Source organism: Xanthocytophaga flava, from assembly GCF_030068545.1.
GTDB lineage: Bacteria > Bacteroidota > Bacteroidia > Cytophagales > 172606-1 > Xanthocytophaga > Xanthocytophaga flava.
Genome location: NZ_JASJOR010000011.1, coordinates 13,251 through 30,531, shown reverse-complemented (window position 1 = coordinate 30,531; position 17,281 = coordinate 13,251). Strand labels below are relative to the sequence as shown.

Sequence of the window (17,281 nt, the reverse complement as noted above, 5' to 3'; positions counted from 1 at the left end):
TCACTTCTGAGAAATACCTGCTACATAGTCTGTTAAAGTTTGCCACTGGTGTGGCTGAAAGAGCAACCAACCACTCTCTGCCACTAATGTATTGAGTAGAGCCTTATTGCCTGCTTCTTCTGTAGAGTTGTTTATCTTTTCATGTAAGCCTATCTGAGTAGCAGTAAGTTGTTTGCCCTTTCTTTCAACCCGGAAAATGCTTAATGCGTCTGATGTAAAAAAGTGATCAGTTACTTGATCTTCCCCTACTACATCCCCCCCGGAGAAGTCTTGATCTGAATCTACTGTTTTAGTTGGATCTGAAGTCGGACAAACAATAAATTCTGCCTTTTCTGGCTCGTCTGTAATCTGAACTACTTCTACCCAGTTCAAGGGAAGTGGGCCAGGAAGATCAATACTGATTTTGTCGCCTACCTGTGGTATTTTTCTCGTTACACGGTTGCCCATGGAATCATGTAATAAGAATGAGGCAGTAGAAATGCCCCCTACATCACTCCATCTGTCTACATCAAAAAGTCTCTGCTGTGCTTTGCTCCACTCTTGTTCCCCATTTTCCTGATCAGTCAACTGCCGGACACTTTCGAATACTTTGCTTTTGCTTTCTTTTCCACTCAGTATATCAGCCTCTGTTTTCAGTTTGTTTTTTATCTGATCAATTTTACTTTTTAAATCCATAGTCTTCAAAAAAGTTTACATGTAGTTCGTTGGTAACTCAACAGTAAATTACCAAGCTTCAGTCAACAGTCAAAGCCCGTGTAAGAGTCAGAGGCTTTGAAAAGAAATACTCCATCGATTATCTGTATTCGTATTTTCAGATCTTTATTCCTATTTTTTTAGTAATATCTGCAAACATCCAGGGATCAATTTCTTCTGAGCCAGGTGAGTTTAGCGGAGGCTCTTCATTAAGATCCGGAAGAGTAAACCCTTCTCTGCCACCTTGTATAAATTCCAGAGGTTGACCATCTTCCGGATGTGTGCCATTCCAGATTAGTCCTGTCTGAGAATACTCTTTTTAGATAAAATTTTATTCCTTTCTGAGTAACAGTAGCTTTGTACTAGTTTTATCGTAACCGTTTCCAGGCTTTGTAAGTGCATAAGCGTTTCTGTAGTACACTGATTTTATCTTTTTACTAGAGTAGATACAGCAAAAAGGCAGGCTTTGAGAACTTATATATCCTATTGAATGAAGAAAACAGTGTTAGGATATTATTTTCAAAAGCCAGAAGTCCTAAAACAATAGAGTATAGTCACATTGTAGAGAATTAATACCGGGAAAATACAATCTGTGGAGTAGTAATTTCTGCTAAAAAGTATGCCTGTTAGTAGTATAATTTGAGGTATAATAGGAGGAAAATTAATTAATTTACAACCATATAGGTATTTACCGTTCTTTACAGATGTAATAGGTATTAATCTATTCCATATTTTAATTGACTAATATTCAATCCATTATTAATTAAAAAGGAAGTAACATACTATTATTCATAGTAATTTCAAGTTATAACATTGATTCTCCTGCGACAAATACTCATTTTTTAAAACAAGTATTTTCCACTTCTTTACTACATACAACACTGGTTATTTATTTTTTAAAGGCATTATTTTATACAATTTTATTACCCGGAAGGCGTCTTTTGTATTCTGCAGTTGTCTGGTCTGACTATGTCATTCATTGAGTAATTGCTCTGACTTGACATCCGCTGTAAATCGCCTTTACTCTTTATGTAGATAAATCAATTTAATTCTCGGTTAACTTTTATGAGAAACGCTTCGGAAAATGTAGCTGGTCTGATAGCTATTCCTGATTTGATGGGCTTTAACGGTCTGGGACAGGGATCAGTGCCAACAGCCAGAGTAACCCAGCCAGTAGGTGCATTTCTAGTAGATTCCCACACTCGGTTTGTAGTATGGGCCCCTAACGCTGAAAAAGTAGAGCTTCAGTTGCGTCAGGCTGACAAAGAGGAACAAATAGCTATGCAGCGAAATGAGTGGGGATACTGGTCGGTAGAAATTGAGAAAACAGATATAGAGTACCGATATGGATATTGCCTGGATGATAAAGGCCCTATGCCGGACCCTGCCTCTCGTTTTCAGCCTGAAGGAACCGCCCATCTGTCAGCTGTTGTGTCAACGGATTACCCATGGACAGATCAAAACTGGAAAGCTCCTTCACTGAAAGAGATGATTATTTATGAACTGCATGTGGGAACATTTACTAATCAGAGTTCGCTGGAGGCTATTATTGACAAGCTGGATTATTTGCTTGACCTGGGCATAAATGCTATTGAACTTCTGCCACTGTCTCAGTTTTCAGGCTCCAGAGGATGGGGATATGATGGTGTATTTCCATATGCAGTTCAACATTCTTATGGTGGACCACAGGCATTGCGAAGGCTGGTCGATGCCTGCCACAGCAAAGGTATGGCTGTTATTCTGGATGTAGTTTACAATCACTTGGGGCCTGAAGGTAACTGTTTACCTTGTTTTGGCCCTTATCTGCACAAACGATATCAGCAAGGCTGGGGAGATGCTATTAACTTTGATAACAAGCAAGCAGATCATGTACGAAGTTATTTCATCGGCAATGCCCTGATGTGGCTGAATGAATATCATATCGACGGGCTACGTCTGGATGCAGTGCATAGTATCTGGGATTTTGGCGCCACACATTTTCTGGCTGAGCTTACACAGGCAGTAAGAACACTCAGCATGCAGACTGGGCATGAATATATTCTCATTGCCGAGTCAGATCTGAATGATTCCAAACTACTTTTACCGTATGCTGAGAGAGGTTTTGGACTGGATGCACAATGGCTAGATGATTTTCATCATTCATTGCATACATTAGCTACGGGGGAGAAAGATCACTATTACGCGGACTTTGGTACGCTGAGTCATTTGCAGAAGGCATTTGAGCATAGTTATGTATACAATGGTACATATTCTCCATTTAGGGAAAAGACCTTTGGCAATTCTGCTCAACACACCTATTTCGATCAGTTTGTAGTTTATATTCAGAACCACGACCAGATTGGAAATCGTTTAGGCAATGACCGGATGGCAAGTCTGGTGAGCAAGCCCATGTTAAAAGCAATAGCAGGGACTTATTTGCTGTCTCCTTATGTACCTATGTTGTTTATGGGTGAAGAGTATGGAGAGACAAATCCCTTCTTCTATTTTATTGATTATTCGGATGATGAACTGGTAGAGGCCGTTCGGAAGGGACGCAAAGAGGAGTTTGAAGGATTTCAGAAAGATGAACTGGAATACGAAGATCCACAGGATGTTCAGACGTTTGCCAGATCTCGTTTGTCCTGGGACTTACAGGTGGATGGAAGAGCTGAGATATTGGATTTTTATAAACAGTTGATTCGGATTCGGAAAACACATCCTGCCTTTCAAAATGTCATGCGGACAGCGGTACAGTCCTGGATTGAAGGAGACAAGGTGTTAATGTGGTTGCAGCAGGCCGAGAATCCTAAGGATTCAATGCTTTTGTGTGCTGTAGCTTTTGAAGAAGGTGAATGGAGATTTCAGTTGCCGGGAAACAAAAGATGGAAACGTTTGATTGATTCATCTTATTCTGATAGCACCGAACAAGTAGAAACAGAAATTACGCTGTCAGGTCCTCATTTCATGGCATGGACTTCAGTAGAAGAATAAGCTACAATCAGAATAAGAGAGAACAACAGTTTTACTACTGTGTTGTACCCTCCTTTTTTCAGTCTATTGCTTCATATATACTCTGACTAATTGTATTATAATGTCTACATGAGTCATCCCGAATTTTGGATGAGAGCAAAACCCAAGTCTATTACTTTTATAAGTGTGGGCTTGGGTTTATTTTTGAGAGATGTTTCTTTCTGAATCGGTTTATATTCCCTTACATTCTTCTACTTGCAGCTTCGTCATTTTTTGCTTGCTTGTGTACATCCGTGTTTATAATCCAGAACATCTCTCTTTTTTATCGCCTTGTCACTTTTTTGCTTGCCCAAAAAAGTAACCAAAAAAGGGCACCTTTTCCCGATCCTTCCGCCCGCAAGGCCAAAGGCCAACCTCGCGGGAAAAGGATTGCCAGCGCACCTACACTTCCGCACATGATTGAAGTCATCTTTGCTCTCTTTGTAGCATATTTTATTACTTTCTCAATCACATCTTTTTATTCAAAATTCGGGATGAATCATGTAGTCGTTATTTTTCAGAAAAGTATTCATTGTCAGAACTTTTTATTTTAAGGTATCTAACCAATCCCTAATGGTTATCTGCAAAAAATATCCGCAGACTGGCTATTCAATGGCCAATCTGCGGATAAATCAAAGCTATATCGTATAGATATTAGGTGGCAACACATTAATTGCCTTATTGGTCCATTGCTTTCTGATTAATATAGCTTTTAGCCAGATCATTGAGTAGTGTATCTGCTTTTTGCTCTTCTTTCAGTGTTTGCTCCAGCAACTTTACCGCTTCGGTTTTTCCCAATCTTTCGGCAAAGTGACGTGCTGTTCCATACCCTGAAATCTCATAGTGCTCAATACGCTGGGCAGAAGCAATTAAACCGGCATCTTTCACTTCATCAGTTGCTTTCTCATCAATCATGCTCTGACCTTCTTCGATAAGCCCTTCCATCGCCTCACATTTTTTGCGTCCGGCAGACAAACCACAGATTTCGAATACTTTCTCCAGGCGTTCTTTCTGGATTTGCGTTTCTTTCAGGTGATTTTCGAATACCTTTTTCAAACGTGAATCAGTGGCGGTCTCTGCCATTTTAGGAAGTGCTTCCAATAGTTGTTTTTCTGCACTGTACAGATCTTTTACTTCATGCTCAAACAGATCTTCTAAACTTTTTAACTTAGTCATAACAAAAGGTGTTTTAAATTATCCGAAAAAATTATTGTAAATGGATATCTCATAGATATAAAAAATGATACCATCACTCAGACTCATGATCTTGTGTTGACAGAAACGAAAAATTGTAGAAGTGCAGAATCTCTTGTTGTACTTTCTTTACAAGTAAGATTTCACAACAGATAAAATCCTATACATATTCGGCTTAGTCTCCTGGAAAAATTTCTATACACCATTAGTCTTTACCTGTCTGGCTATGAGGTGCGTCTACAGGTTTTGATTCAGGTGATCCGTATTGGCGAAGATAAATACTCAATACTACAATCGATAAAACGGCAAGGAATTCACTTTGCCAGTTTTGGAATGACTCAAACCAGAACTGACTATCAAAACAATAACTGCGTAAGGGTTCTATCGGAAGTCCTTTTCTAATCTGTTCATCTTTGTAATCCAGATAGCTCCCATGCAAATGGAGTATAAAAGAACATACAAATAAAAGGAAGAATGTTATGCTCAAAGAGTTCTTATAGAGTTTAAGCCAGATTCTGCCTTTTCGCACAGGCCAGGGTGCATCCGGAGAGGATTGTGGCTGGCGATCTACATCTTCTTCTTCGTCTAGTTTCTTAGACTCTGAAGATCCCCTTTGCCGCAAAGATACAGTGAGCAATACATACGCAGCCATTTGTAAGAACTCACTTTCCCAGTTCTCAAATGTGGCTGAAATAAAATGACCACTCGATAGATAGGAAATAAGAGTTAGTGGATCAGAACCATCTTCTATCAACTGTTGGTTATTAGAATGCCAACCTGTATAAGCTTGTCCCAGCCAAAAAAGTAAAAATAGTATTGTTAAAGTAAGTGATAGCCCATTCCGGTACCAGAATGAATAGTTGTTAGTGCTCATACAAAAACAGATAAGGTATATATTTCTTCTACTTAAATAGAATTAAAAGAAAAATACCTTGCCATGATAACATAACAGAGGCAGATAGCTTGTCCATACTGTATAGCTACTATCTCTGATCCAAATACTAAAACTGAGAGACAGAAGTGATAACCTTCTACTATTTTTCCCCTACTATGAATTTGGATGCTGGCAATGGTGCCAGTAATCTAAGATAGAGTAGAGTCGTCGCTTCAGATCTTCGTAATCATCACTTTTTTGAAAGAAGCCTTGAATAGTCAACTCTTTATAGGCTTTATCCACCATTTTTTGAGCAATAGAAGTTGAAAGAAAAACAAAAGGAATGCTTTTGGTTCTAAGCATTGGGTCTCGATCAATTGCTGTTTTAAATTCAAGTCCACTCATTACTGGTAAGTTAATATCACAAATAATCAGGAAAGGCTGGCTGGGATCTTCTCTTAAAAAGGCCAGCGCTTTAGCAGGATTCGAAAAGTATTTTATTTTATCCGCTATCTGTAATTCACTGAAGATCTTACTAAAAATAAATTGATCGTCCACATCATCTTCTATAATAAGAATGGGGCCATTCATAGAAAGTGCAGGATAATTCATAAGCAGGATATAATCTTAACAAAGATTTACTTGTACAAAGGAAACGGGTAAAAATCTATACCTCACAAAAGTATACTGTGAAAAGATCGTTACTATACCATTATAACAAACACTACCTTTACTTTTCTCTTAGGGCTACAGGCAATAAAGTCATTTGTACCCAAAATGCACATATACGACTAACCAGGGCAACCAATGCATTGTATTCTGAAGGCTTCACTATATAGCCATTGGCTCCAAGCTGGTAGCATTCACCCACTTCCTGTGCATTGTCAGAGGTAGAGTAAATCAGTACAGGAATACACCGTAACCGGGAGTCAGACTTGATCCACTGCAATGCTTGTTTGCCATTCATACGGGGCATGTTCAGATCCATCAGAATGAAGGCGGGGATATTTGTATCCATTTTTGTATCGATATATTGCATCAGCTCGATACCATCTTTCAGAAACACCAACGGATTGGCAATTGTATTTTCGGAGAAGGCAATTTCCAAAAGAAACCGATCTTCCGGATCATCATCTATAATCAGGATAGTACGCATGTACTCAGTAAATAATGATAATTATTAGCCATACCAATAACCGTGTAGCAATACACCAGTTCTTAATATATGTGAAGGGTGAAGTATAACCTTGTAATTAGGTACTGAAGGATAGTAACTGAAACAGATAACTTTTGGGACAACTACAAACGAAGAAATAGGTAGTAGTTACACAGAGTTATCAGTATAGTACCTGACTTGACAAGGGATGATCTCATGAGGTGTAAAGATAACACGTATTATCTGAATTATTTACTTTTTAGTAAAATAAACTTGTAACTCACCAGCTTAGTCATATTATTTCGAATAAAAGACATATTCTGTTTATGTAGTGAATATCTGGTTCTATGATAGTTGAGAGGGCTCTGTTCTGGGTGATACTTAGTAGATCTTCTGTCCTTATTTTATTTCAGGCGTGATTTTTTATACTTATTTGTTAAGATGCCACAAGAGTGTAGTTTGTTCAGATAGAGACACTTTTGATGGCTTTTTGTGTCATAAACCTTTTACCTATGAAGTTTGCGCAAACTTTACCACCAGGTCCTATTGTGATTGTCGATGATGACGATGATGAACAGTTTATACTGGAAAAGATCTTTCAGGAGTTAAATACTCCTCGTGAAAGAGTATATTTTACCAATGCTGCTGCTGCATTTGAGTATCTGACTAGTGGCACCCCTACACCATTTTTGATTATTTGTGATATGATACTGCCCGCCGAAAATGGTGTAGAATTCAAAAAGCGGATAGATACTCATCCCCAGCTTAAACTTAAAAGTATTCCATTTATTTTTATGTCTAATGCTATTTCGAATACTGCCCTCATAGATAGTTATGCCGATCTTGCTCTTCAGGGTATATTTGAGAAACCTTTTGACTATACAGACCTGAAAGACCTGATAGAGATAATTCTTAACTATTGGTCTATCTGCAAACAACCTGCAGCAGGTTAAAACCTTAACATACTAGTGGATTAAAGATACAACTGGCTAAGAAACTTATATAACATAACAACATTGCAGGTTCTTTATCTGAGTCAGGAAAATTTTTCTGTCTTTGTTGCTATGAGATAGAGAGCACTCTGGCCACTATTCAAAGAGGTAACACCCTAAACATAACCCAAAAACCGGTAAGAAGCCATACACAAAGAAATGGCAGGTACTGACTATGTATGAAATACTTAATTATGAAAATGGGTATTTCACGCATAGCTACATTTTCTTTGCTGGCAGAAAGCGCATAGGAGTTATAAAAAAAAATACAAAATTTACTTGACTACAGATATTTTACAACTCTCCCTAAAGGGGTTATATACTTGCAGCCAGCTATCTCTGGCAGATTTTAAAGCTGTATAGAAATATTGATCCAGTGCAGATACTGCCTGAAGTTATAAACCGAAAAGTTATATTCCTCCACCTACTTACCCAATGAGTAGTTAACGCAATTTATTTACCGCAAAAGAGTTCTTTCTGCAAAAAGTTAGGATATAACGTTATTTTCAATAAATTTGTACATATATCTTACTGAAATACAGCCTGGTGCATCATTAGTCAGGCATATCGCTCTACGGTAAAATATCCGTTTCGAAAGGTTATTCGGTCTCACAAAGCAATCTGTCTCTCCGTCCTCCCTCTCGCTTTGACCGTTACCTTACTTTTTACTTCTTTTATTATGTATTCACAAGCTGGCCTTCCTGAAAGTAATGCGGATTTTACCCGTCTTATACAAGCCGAACAAATTCTCAATACCTTACCTATTGGGTGTTATGAGCTCAATGCGCAAAACCAATTTATCTATATAAATCATCAGGCGGAAGTTTTCTTTTCGCTTACCAAAGAAAAGATGCTGCAAAAAAACATATGGGAGGTATTTCCACAACTGGTATCCACCTCTTGTTTTTCAGCTATTCAGAAAGCCTTAATTGAGAAAGAAATATTTACCTGTGAGTCTGTTTCTCTTCTGAACAAACCACCCATTACACTGAAGGCAACTCCCAGCGAGCAGGGCGTTATCGTTTCTTTTGCAGAGACGCAGGAAACAGCATATAAACAATCACAAACTCGTAGCGGACAGCATCGTTTGCAAATAATTCAACGTCTGAGCCGTATTGGATATTTTGAACATTCTGTTCCGGACATGTCCTGGTATTGGAGTGAAGAATTATATCGCATGCATGGGATGGCACCACAGAGTGAATGGATTACACAGGAAAAACTTCTATCTCTGATCGATCTTTCACTGATTCACCCACAGGATCAATCACATTTCCGTCAACTGTTGGCAGAGATCCATAAACCTGAATTTGCTGTAATGCAGTACCGTATCCTTCAGGATAATGGAGAAGAAAGAGTGTTGTACTGGCAAAGAGAACTAGCAACTACTACACCTGAAGAAAACATCTATTACTGCGGCATTGTCCAGGATATCACCCAGCAGAAAAGAGCCGAAGCAGAACAAAGTCAGCAATCTAACCTTATCCGGCAGATAGCAGATGCCGTACCCGGTACTGTTAGTATTTACGATCTGGTTACCAAACGTATTGTATACAAAAACCGGAAGCAGTTTACCCGTCTGGGATACTCCGAAGAAGAGCTTGAACAAATGGATAATATGCAATGGGTTAATACCATTGTGCATCCTGAAGATGTACCTTTACTCAGACAGTTGTTAGATACAGTGGCTGATTCTGACACAGACAAATTACAATGCTTGGACTACCGCATTCTGCACAAAGATGGTACCCTTGAGTGGCGCAGAATCCGGGCCAAGCCCTTCAAACGGGATCAATCCGGAAAGCCACTGCAATACATCAGCCTGATTCATAATACTACTATCGAAAAAAAGGCACAGCAACACCTACAGGAAAACAAAGATCTTCTCCAGTCTGTCTTTGATTCTTCCAGCAATGGGATCAGTGTACTAAAGGCTGTACGGGATGCGGAAGATGCCATCATAGACTTTGACTATCTGCTGGTAAACAAAACTATTGAAAACTTTCATAACCGATATGATCTGGTTGGAAAGCCCTACTCAAGCATTCATAAAGGATTTCAGCGAACAAAACTTTTTAGTGCACTCAAAGGTGTAGTGGATTCGGGTACACCACAAAAAGTAGAACTCTTTACCCGACAGAAACGTATCCATCGCTGGTTTAGCGTTACCGCTGTCAGATTTGAAGATGGAGCTGTCGTGTCTTTTGAAGATGTAACCGAGCGCAAGCAGGCTGAACAAAAACTAAGAGCACAATACGAACAACTTAGTGAAGCCGAGTCCATCGGACGCATTGGCAGCTTTCAATACTACACGGCCCATGATAGAGTTATCTGGAGCAGACAGATGTATGAAATTATGGGGGTGGATCAGGGAGAGGAAATGAATTTTGAGAAAGCCATCTCTTTTTACACAGAAGAAAGCCAGACACAATTGAAGCAACTGTCGGCAAAGGCCCTGCAAACCAAACAGGGATTTGAAATGGAGGGTATATTGATCCGTAGCAACGACCAGCAACTCAGGCATGTACTGATTCGGGCACAGGTCATGCATAGTCCATTATCCGGTGTCACTGGCCTGCGGGGAGTAGTACAGGATATTACTCAGCAAATACAGAAAGAGCAGGCACTGGCTGAGAGCAGGGATCTGTTACAATCGGTATTTGACACCAATCTGATGAGTATGTCAGTAATGAAGGCTGTTCGGGATGAAGAGGGAAATATCCTCGATTTCCGGATTCAAATGGCAAACAAAGAGCTTAAGCGGGAAACAGGCCGTACAGATCTGGAAGGTAGTTTGTATGCACAGACCTATCCGGGCATTAAACAAACCGGAATTTTTGACCTGATGCTCCGGGTGATTGAGACAGGCAAAGCCGAAGGAATGGAATACTACTATCCGTATGACGGGTTTACTAAGTGGTTCTCGTGTATGTTTGTGAAACTAGAGGATGGTGTGGTAGCTACCAATCTGGATATTACCAAACGCAAGCAAGCCGAACAGCGACAAGCTTTTGTACTAAATTTGACTGATGCGTTAAGATCCTTAACAGATACGGCTCAGATTATGGCTACAGTTAGTGAATCTGTTGGATCTCATTTTAAGGTTAGCCGCTGCGGGTATGCCCAGCTTCCGCCACCTTATGACCATTTGGTAGTAGAGCGAGACTGGACCAAGGGTGTGATGCAAAATTTGCAGGGAATAGATCCTCTTTCCGGTTTCGGAGATCAGATCCTAAGAGAGTGCCGTAGTGGGAAAACCATTGTGGTGGAAGATGTCCTGGAAGATCCTCGAACTAAGGAAAAGGAAGAAGGAATTAAAGCTCTGGGGAATATTCGCTCCACCCTATCGGTCCAACTGATGAAAAAAGGAATCTGGGTGGCTTCATTCTATATTCAGGATATGGTCAAACGTATCTGGAGACAAGACGAAGTGGACTTGATGGAAGAAATTGCTGAGCTTACCTGGGCAGCCGTAGAAAGAGCAAAAGCTGAAGAAGCATTGCGAGAGTCGCAAAAACGTTTCCAATCGATTGCCAATCTGGTGCCCGACCTGCTTTGGGATAGTGAACCGGATGGCTCAACCAACTGGTATAACCAGCGTTGGCTGGAATATACCGGACAGAGTCTCGAACAGGCTATCGGCTGGGGCTGGACAGACGCCATTCACCCTGACGATAAAGAAGGTTCTGCACAGAGCTATGGTGAGGCAGTTGAAGCTGGCAGGCCTTTGCAACAGGAGCACCGGATACGGCGCTACGACGGCGAGTATCGCTGGTTTGTTATCAGTGCGTTGCCACTCAAAGATGAGAACGGCCATGTGTTCAAAATGTATGGCGCCGCTACTGACATCCACGACCGCAAGCAAGCAGAAATCCAGTTTAAAAAACAGCTTACTATTTTGCAGCAATCCGAACAGGTGGCCTCAATTGGAAGCTGGGAATATGAATTAGCAACTGAAGAATTTCGATGGTCAGAGGGTATGTATCGTTTGTTTAGCTTGCCACTCAATAGTCACATTAGCCCTGAAGTGTATCTGGACTATGTTAGTGAGCAAGATTATCCGATGGCAGAGAAAGTAGTAGAATACATCCGAAGTGGAAAAGGACCGTTTGAGGAAATGTTGCAGTTGGTGATTAATCAAAAGCAAATAACGCTTAAGGTTAAAGGTGTACTTATGTATGATACAACAGGATTACCTATACGGGTAGTTGGTGTAGACCTGGATCTTTCAGAAATCAAACAACTGGAAGAAGAAAATATGCGTATACGAGTAGAGCAGCAGAATCAGCTTTTGCTGGCTATTCTGGAGGCGCAGGAAGAAGAACGCAGACGGATATCAGAGTCGTTGCACAATGGAGTAGGTCAGATCTTGTATGCAACACAACTGAACCTGAATCTACTTGCCCAGCTATTAACACAACCTGAATACCAAAACAGGTCTATACAGGAAGCTTTGAAAAGTACTGAGTCTATGTTAACCCAAGGCATAGCTGAAACGCGCAGGGTATCACACGAAATGGTGTCGGTTCTGTTAAAAGAGTATGGATTAAACTATGCCATTGCAGACATTTGCCGACGCTTTCAAAACAGTGGCATTACGTTTACTTACAGCAGCATAGAAGATCGGTTAAAACCCTATCAGGAAACAGCTATCTTCCGGATTGTACAGGAACTTGTCAACAACATTGTCAGACATTCAAAAGCTAGCCGTGCCCGTATCGAAGTAACCAAAGAACAAAACAATATCTATATCGAAGCTCAGGACGATGGAAAGGGAATGGATGAAAACCAGACATCTACTGGCATTGGTATGAAGTCGATTCGGGATAGGTTAGCTCTGCTCAGAGGAACGATAGAAATTGAGTCAACACCTGGTAAAGGGACGCTGATTATTATCTGTTTTCCTGTTCATTAATAGTATCATTATCATTGGAAGGCAACCCGTTAAAAAACTCAGTAGGCCAGATTGCCACATCCACTCTGTTGTTTAACTGCTAAGCTTTAGTTTTTTCAACGAAGCAAATGCGTTACTCGTATTTATATCAGGTAGTATCTCCAGTTCAAGAATCTGTACATTGGTTAGGTCTACCTGATATACTTCAAGCTGGTTTGTGGTATGTGGTGGACTAAAGGTATATTGCTGCAGAACAATAGTGTGAAAGGACTCTTTTCCGGCAGACGAATAACGTAGGACAAACTCTTGTGTGCGGGCCTGAACGTTTTCTTCAAAAAGCAGAAAAACCTTGTGAATGGTTTGTGGTATATCAAATACAATACGAATGAATTGTTTTCCAGGCAAAGCAGAACGCCATCCTTTTCCTCCTTCTACTTCCAGAGCCTCTTCAATAGGATACTCCGGTGATTCGGACGAAAACTCTACCTGTGCTAGTGTACTCAGATTCAACCATTCAAACTGAGCGGCAGCCTGACTGCCCTGCGATGTATCCAGGATTTGTTTTTTGCGCATCATTTGTTTCCTTTTCTAATTTAAATAACTCAATTCAATGAATCTCTTTTAGTAGCTGATGAGATAGATAAGCTATATAGATATGCTCTTACTAGAAGTATCTCTCAGTATAAGGCAATCCGGCATAGCCGTAAAAAGTACGCAACAGGTATAAAGAGAAATGCCCTATCTGTGTATTTAATCTGGGAGAGTAGTGTAGGAAGTGAAATTTCTGGTATGGATGAATAGTCTACAACGCCACTGCCTGAGTACGATACTTTTAAGCAAGGCAGGAAGTTCAGCATGGATTATTGCCTGTGTTGAGCAAGAATGTAATTAATTGTCTTTAAAGATTACAAAAGGCCCGTCATTTTTCAGAACGAAAGCCGCGCCTCGTGCCATATCTTCCATCTTTACAATATAAAACAATCCACTATATCTGCCTGTAACTTTGACCCGCATGGATTGACGGGCCTGGAGACATTTATTCATTTTGTCCCAGGTATGGTGATCTTCCACTACTATCCATAAAGTCAGTTTGCGTTCATAAGGTTGCGTGCCCAGATCTGCATGTGTTGTCAGGCCCATGTAGGTTTCGCCATCTATGCGTATTGTGGTTTGTTGGGTGAGGGTTTCCATTTTTGTTGGGATAAAAGGTTGTTGGTGTGATACGTGTATTACTGATAGGTATATTACCGAAGGGAAGCAAAAATAGATAGCTCCTGTCCGGTAATAGCAAAAAAGACATTCTGTAACTGATGAAAGTATTCAATGCGATAGTTGACTACAAACACTGGAACTGAGGGAGAACTGATAGGCTGAAGCTGCGCATTCAGGTATAGGCACTGGGCGCCCTGCCGTAAAATAAAATAGTTGGTAAGTGACAAATGGCTATGCTTTTCCATGGTAAATCCAAAGTTTTCCAACAACGGACTTGTTATCGGAATAGGTTGTAAAATCCGATAGGAAGCAATCCTTGATTCAGCTTTAACCGTTGGCGAAACAGAACATTCTTCAGAATATAATTCCAGTACATTAAAAAACTGATTTTCCCATAGCTCCGGAACCAGTACCAGATTGCCAATTCGTAATTCGCGGGATACTATCATGAGACAACTGGGGACAGATTGGTGGAATGGAGACTGCTAAAAACACAAAAGTCTCTTTGGCAGAGACTTTTGTTTAAAGGGATTATATATATCAGATATATTAAACCAACTGAACATTAACCGCATTCAGACCTTTTTTACCTCTTTCTACTTCAAAAGTTACCTGATCATTTTCATTGATTTGATCAATCAGGCCTGAAACGTGAACAAAAATATCTTCGTTTGAAGAGTTGGATTTAATGAATCCGAACCCTTTCGCTTCATTAAAAAATTTTACTGTACCTTGTTGCATTAAATTATTGTTTTTAAGATGTTCTATAAAGGTAGCCTTATTCATTGGTAATAAAAAATATAATCCAATAAATATTTCATTATCAGTTAAATATATTTCATTATCTCTATTCTGAAGCTATATAAGCTGTTTTGCAGGAAAAAAATAATAAAGAGAAGTAGTATCAGGAATTTATCGTAACTTGCTCCCCGTTTTACCGGGCTTTTAGCGCTACTCAATCAATACCCTCTGCTTGCGTATCCTCTTTTCCAATCCCTCTAAAATGCAGTATAGCAGGTAGTCCGGAATATACTTTATAGGGTAAAAGTGTCTCTGTGCATTCTTTTGTAACAGCTTTTCAACGTCTGCCTGTTCTTTTCTCACCTAATCCCTTTATCTTATAAACCCATTATCTTATGGCAAGATCCAGTGAAACATTCAGTAAAAAAGAGAACATAGCTAAAAAACTAAAGAGAAAAAAAGAAAAAGCAGAAAGAAAGGCCGAACGAAAAACACACTCTGACAAAGGAAAAGATATGGAGGCAATGTTTGTCTATGTAGATGCAGATGGTTACCTGTCTTCTACCCCACCCGATCCCAAACAAAAAAGAGTGATTAAAAATGAAGAGATCAGCATTGGAGTAAGTCGTCAGAGTACTAATCCGCAAGACAATATCCGTACAGGCAAGGTTACTTTCTACAATGAAACCAAAGGGTATGGATTTATCAAAGATTCACAAAGTCAGCAAAGTGTATTTGTCCATGCCAATGGATTGTCACAACCGATCAAAGAAAATGATAGGGTTACCTTCCTGATTGAGAAAAATGAAAAAGGTCCTAGTGCCATACGGGTAAAGCTGGCAAGTTAGATCAGTGCTGACACCCACCCACATGCCCTAGCTTATCAGATAGATTAAAACTGATAAACCAGGGCATTGATATTCATACCAGCCCCCACAGAGGCCATAACCACCTTATCTCCAGGCAGAAACTGCTGACCTTCCAAATGTCCTTTACAAATCAGGTCAAGCAAAGTAGGTATGGTGGCTACAGATGAATTACCCAAAGTGGCAATGGTCATAGGCATCAGATCTTCCAGAGACGCATGGTCTGGCTGAGGCATTCCATAGAGTTGAAACAACCGTTGCACAATGGCGGTATCCATTTTTTCATTGGCCTGGTGAATTAAAACTTTTCTGATCTGTGAAAGATGAAGACCTGCTTTGTGCAGGGTAGTTTCAATAACCCTAGGCACATGAGTAAGGGCAAACTCATATAATTTCCGCCCATTCATCTTTAGAAAAACATCTTCCTGCCCGGTATAGTCAGGATTGTAGGAATGGGACATTTGTAACAATTGAGCATACTCATGAGCATACGTTTGTGTATTATGGCTGATAATACCTGAACCATTATATGGAGAGGCACTTAAGATAGCTGCCCCACTTCCATCCCCAAATAACATCGAATTTCGGTCGTGTGGATCAATTACACGTGATAAAGTCTCAGTACCAATCACCAGACAGTGGCGCGCCTCTCCCGATTGAAGGTAATAATGTGCCTGAATCAAGGCCTGTAACCATCCCGGACATCCAAAAGCAATATCATAAGCAACACAATCCGGGTTGGTAATTTCCAGATGTTGCTTGATCCGTGAGGCAAGTGAGGGAACCATCCGGCTACGATTGCTGTGATAGGTAATATCTCCAAAATTGTGCGCCACAATAATATAGTCCAGTGTTTCTTTATCAATACCCGAACTTTTAAGCGCATCCTTAGCTGCCAGATAACCTAAATCGGAAGCCATCTGTTCGGGCTGTGCATATCTGCGTTCACCAATGCCTGTGATTTCTTTAAACTTATTGATAACACGACTATTCTCGCTTTGTAAGCTTATTCCTTCTTTCTCAAAGAAGGTGTGATCAAGAAAATAATCATTAGCAATCTGGATAGTGGGGATATGAGAGCCTGTTGCAGACAGTATGGAGGAAAATACGGGATTCATATAATGTAGTAGTAATTATTTTTCATCCATACGAAAAGCTGTAAAGATAAAACAGGTGAAAGAAGTAATAAATTTGGTAGTAAATAATAGGCAGGAGCAGATAGACAGGATAAGAGCTTTTGTTACTGACTATAAAAACAAGCCGAGAAGGAAATGGGTAAAATGACTACATGAAGATTCTTTAAAGTATAGAAAGGCAAAAAAGGAAGCGAGTAAAAGTCATTAAATAGCAAGGCGGGTCCCTTTAAAAGCTGTAGACAGATTGTTATCCGTAAACTAGCACTTAATATATTTTTGCTACCATGCTTGTGAGAACTCACATTTTTTAAGCGGAATCATATAAAGGTAACCTGATAAATCGAGTATAAAAAGCTTTTGTTAGTAAATATGTAAAATCAGATAAATAACTCTAGTTATATAGCCTCTCTTTCCTAAAAGGAGTAGACAAGAAATGATCTAATCTGCAGAAGATAGCAGGTGATTATAAAGAAAAACCTATAATTGAATGGATTGTCAGGTAATACTCCTATCTTTAAGAAGTTGGCATGCTAAC

General features: G+C 39.8%; 14 protein-coding genes. 4 read left to right on the top strand and 10 right to left on the bottom strand.

Features of this window, described 5'->3' with window-relative positions; translation table 11 throughout:
• Positions 1-675, bottom strand: a complete 675-nt coding sequence (locus tag QNI15_RS16945; protein WP_314032700.1) for a hypothetical protein — start codon at positions 673-675, stop codon at positions 1-3.
• A gap of 1,083 nt (positions 676-1,758) precedes the next feature.
• Here QNI15_RS16945 and treZ point away from each other — a divergent pair.
• A complete protein-coding gene (treZ, locus tag QNI15_RS16940) occupies positions 1,759-3,663 on the top strand; it encodes a malto-oligosyltrehalose trehalohydrolase (protein ID WP_314032699.1) in 1,905 nt (634 codons plus the stop codon).
• A 696-nt stretch (positions 3,664-4,359) separates the two neighbouring features.
• Here the strand turns inward: treZ and QNI15_RS16935 are convergent.
• The 4 genes from QNI15_RS16935 to QNI15_RS16920 form a co-directional block, all read right to left on the bottom strand.
• Positions 4,360-4,857: a YciE/YciF ferroxidase family protein gene (locus QNI15_RS16935; protein ID WP_313977801.1), complete on the bottom strand. Its 498-nt coding sequence runs from the start codon at positions 4,855-4,857 to the stop codon at positions 4,360-4,362.
• 223 nt (positions 4,858-5,080) lie between these two features.
• The gene (locus tag QNI15_RS16930) at positions 5,081-5,749 is read right to left on the bottom strand and encodes a DUF6766 family protein (protein WP_314032698.1); all 669 of its coding nucleotides are present in this window, start codon (positions 5,747-5,749) and stop codon (positions 5,081-5,083) included.
• A gap of 174 nt (positions 5,750-5,923) precedes the next feature.
• Positions 5,924-6,361: a response regulator gene (locus QNI15_RS16925; RefSeq protein WP_314032696.1), complete on the bottom strand. Its 438-nt coding sequence runs from the start codon at positions 6,359-6,361 to the stop codon at positions 5,924-5,926.
• Between the two features lie 118 nt (positions 6,362-6,479).
• On the bottom strand, positions 6,480-6,905 hold the full coding sequence (locus QNI15_RS16920) for a response regulator (protein ID WP_314032695.1): 426 nt from the start codon (positions 6,903-6,905) through the stop codon (positions 6,480-6,482).
• A 512-nt stretch (positions 6,906-7,417) separates the two neighbouring features.
• Between QNI15_RS16920 and QNI15_RS16915 the strand changes: the two genes are divergently transcribed.
• Positions 7,418-7,858 (top strand): response regulator, encoded by a 441-nt coding sequence (locus tag QNI15_RS16915; protein WP_314032694.1) that lies wholly within the window; start codon positions 7,418-7,420, stop codon positions 7,856-7,858.
• Between the two features lie 718 nt (positions 7,859-8,576).
• Positions 8,577-12,812, top strand: a complete 4,236-nt coding sequence (locus tag QNI15_RS16910; RefSeq protein ID WP_314032693.1) for a PAS domain-containing protein — start codon at positions 8,577-8,579, stop codon at positions 12,810-12,812.
• Between the two features lie 72 nt (positions 12,813-12,884).
• Here QNI15_RS16910 and QNI15_RS16905 read toward each other — a convergent pair whose 3' ends face one another.
• The 4 genes from QNI15_RS16905 to QNI15_RS16890 form a co-directional block, all read right to left on the bottom strand.
• Positions 12,885-13,367, bottom strand: coding sequence for a hypothetical protein (locus QNI15_RS16905; protein WP_314032691.1), 483 nt, complete (start codon positions 13,365-13,367; stop codon positions 12,885-12,887).
• Positions 13,368-13,679: 312 nt separating this feature from the next.
• The gene (locus QNI15_RS16900; RefSeq protein WP_314032690.1) at positions 13,680-13,982 is read right to left on the bottom strand and encodes a hypothetical protein; all 303 of its coding nucleotides are present in this window, start codon (positions 13,980-13,982) and stop codon (positions 13,680-13,682) included.
• A gap of 53 nt (positions 13,983-14,035) precedes the next feature.
• Entirely contained in the window at positions 14,036-14,452 is a 417-nt protein-coding gene (locus QNI15_RS16895) for a hypothetical protein (RefSeq protein ID WP_313977816.1), read from the bottom strand.
• 100 nt (positions 14,453-14,552) lie between these two features.
• A complete protein-coding gene (locus tag QNI15_RS16890) occupies positions 14,553-14,744 on the bottom strand; it encodes a cold-shock protein (RefSeq protein ID WP_313978522.1) in 192 nt (63 codons plus the stop codon).
• Between the two features lie 395 nt (positions 14,745-15,139).
• On the opposite strand from QNI15_RS16890, the gene QNI15_RS16885 reads away from it, so the two are divergent.
• On the top strand, positions 15,140-15,592 hold the full coding sequence (locus QNI15_RS16885; RefSeq protein ID WP_314032688.1) for a cold-shock protein: 453 nt from the start codon (positions 15,140-15,142) through the stop codon (positions 15,590-15,592).
• Positions 15,593-15,636: 44 nt separating this feature from the next.
• On the opposite strand, the gene QNI15_RS16880 is transcribed toward QNI15_RS16885, so the two are convergent.
• On the bottom strand, positions 15,637-16,728 hold the full coding sequence (locus QNI15_RS16880; RefSeq protein ID WP_314032687.1) for a 3-oxoacyl-ACP synthase III family protein: 1,092 nt from the start codon (positions 16,726-16,728) through the stop codon (positions 15,637-15,639).
• Between the last annotated feature and the right edge of the window lie 553 nt (positions 16,729-17,281).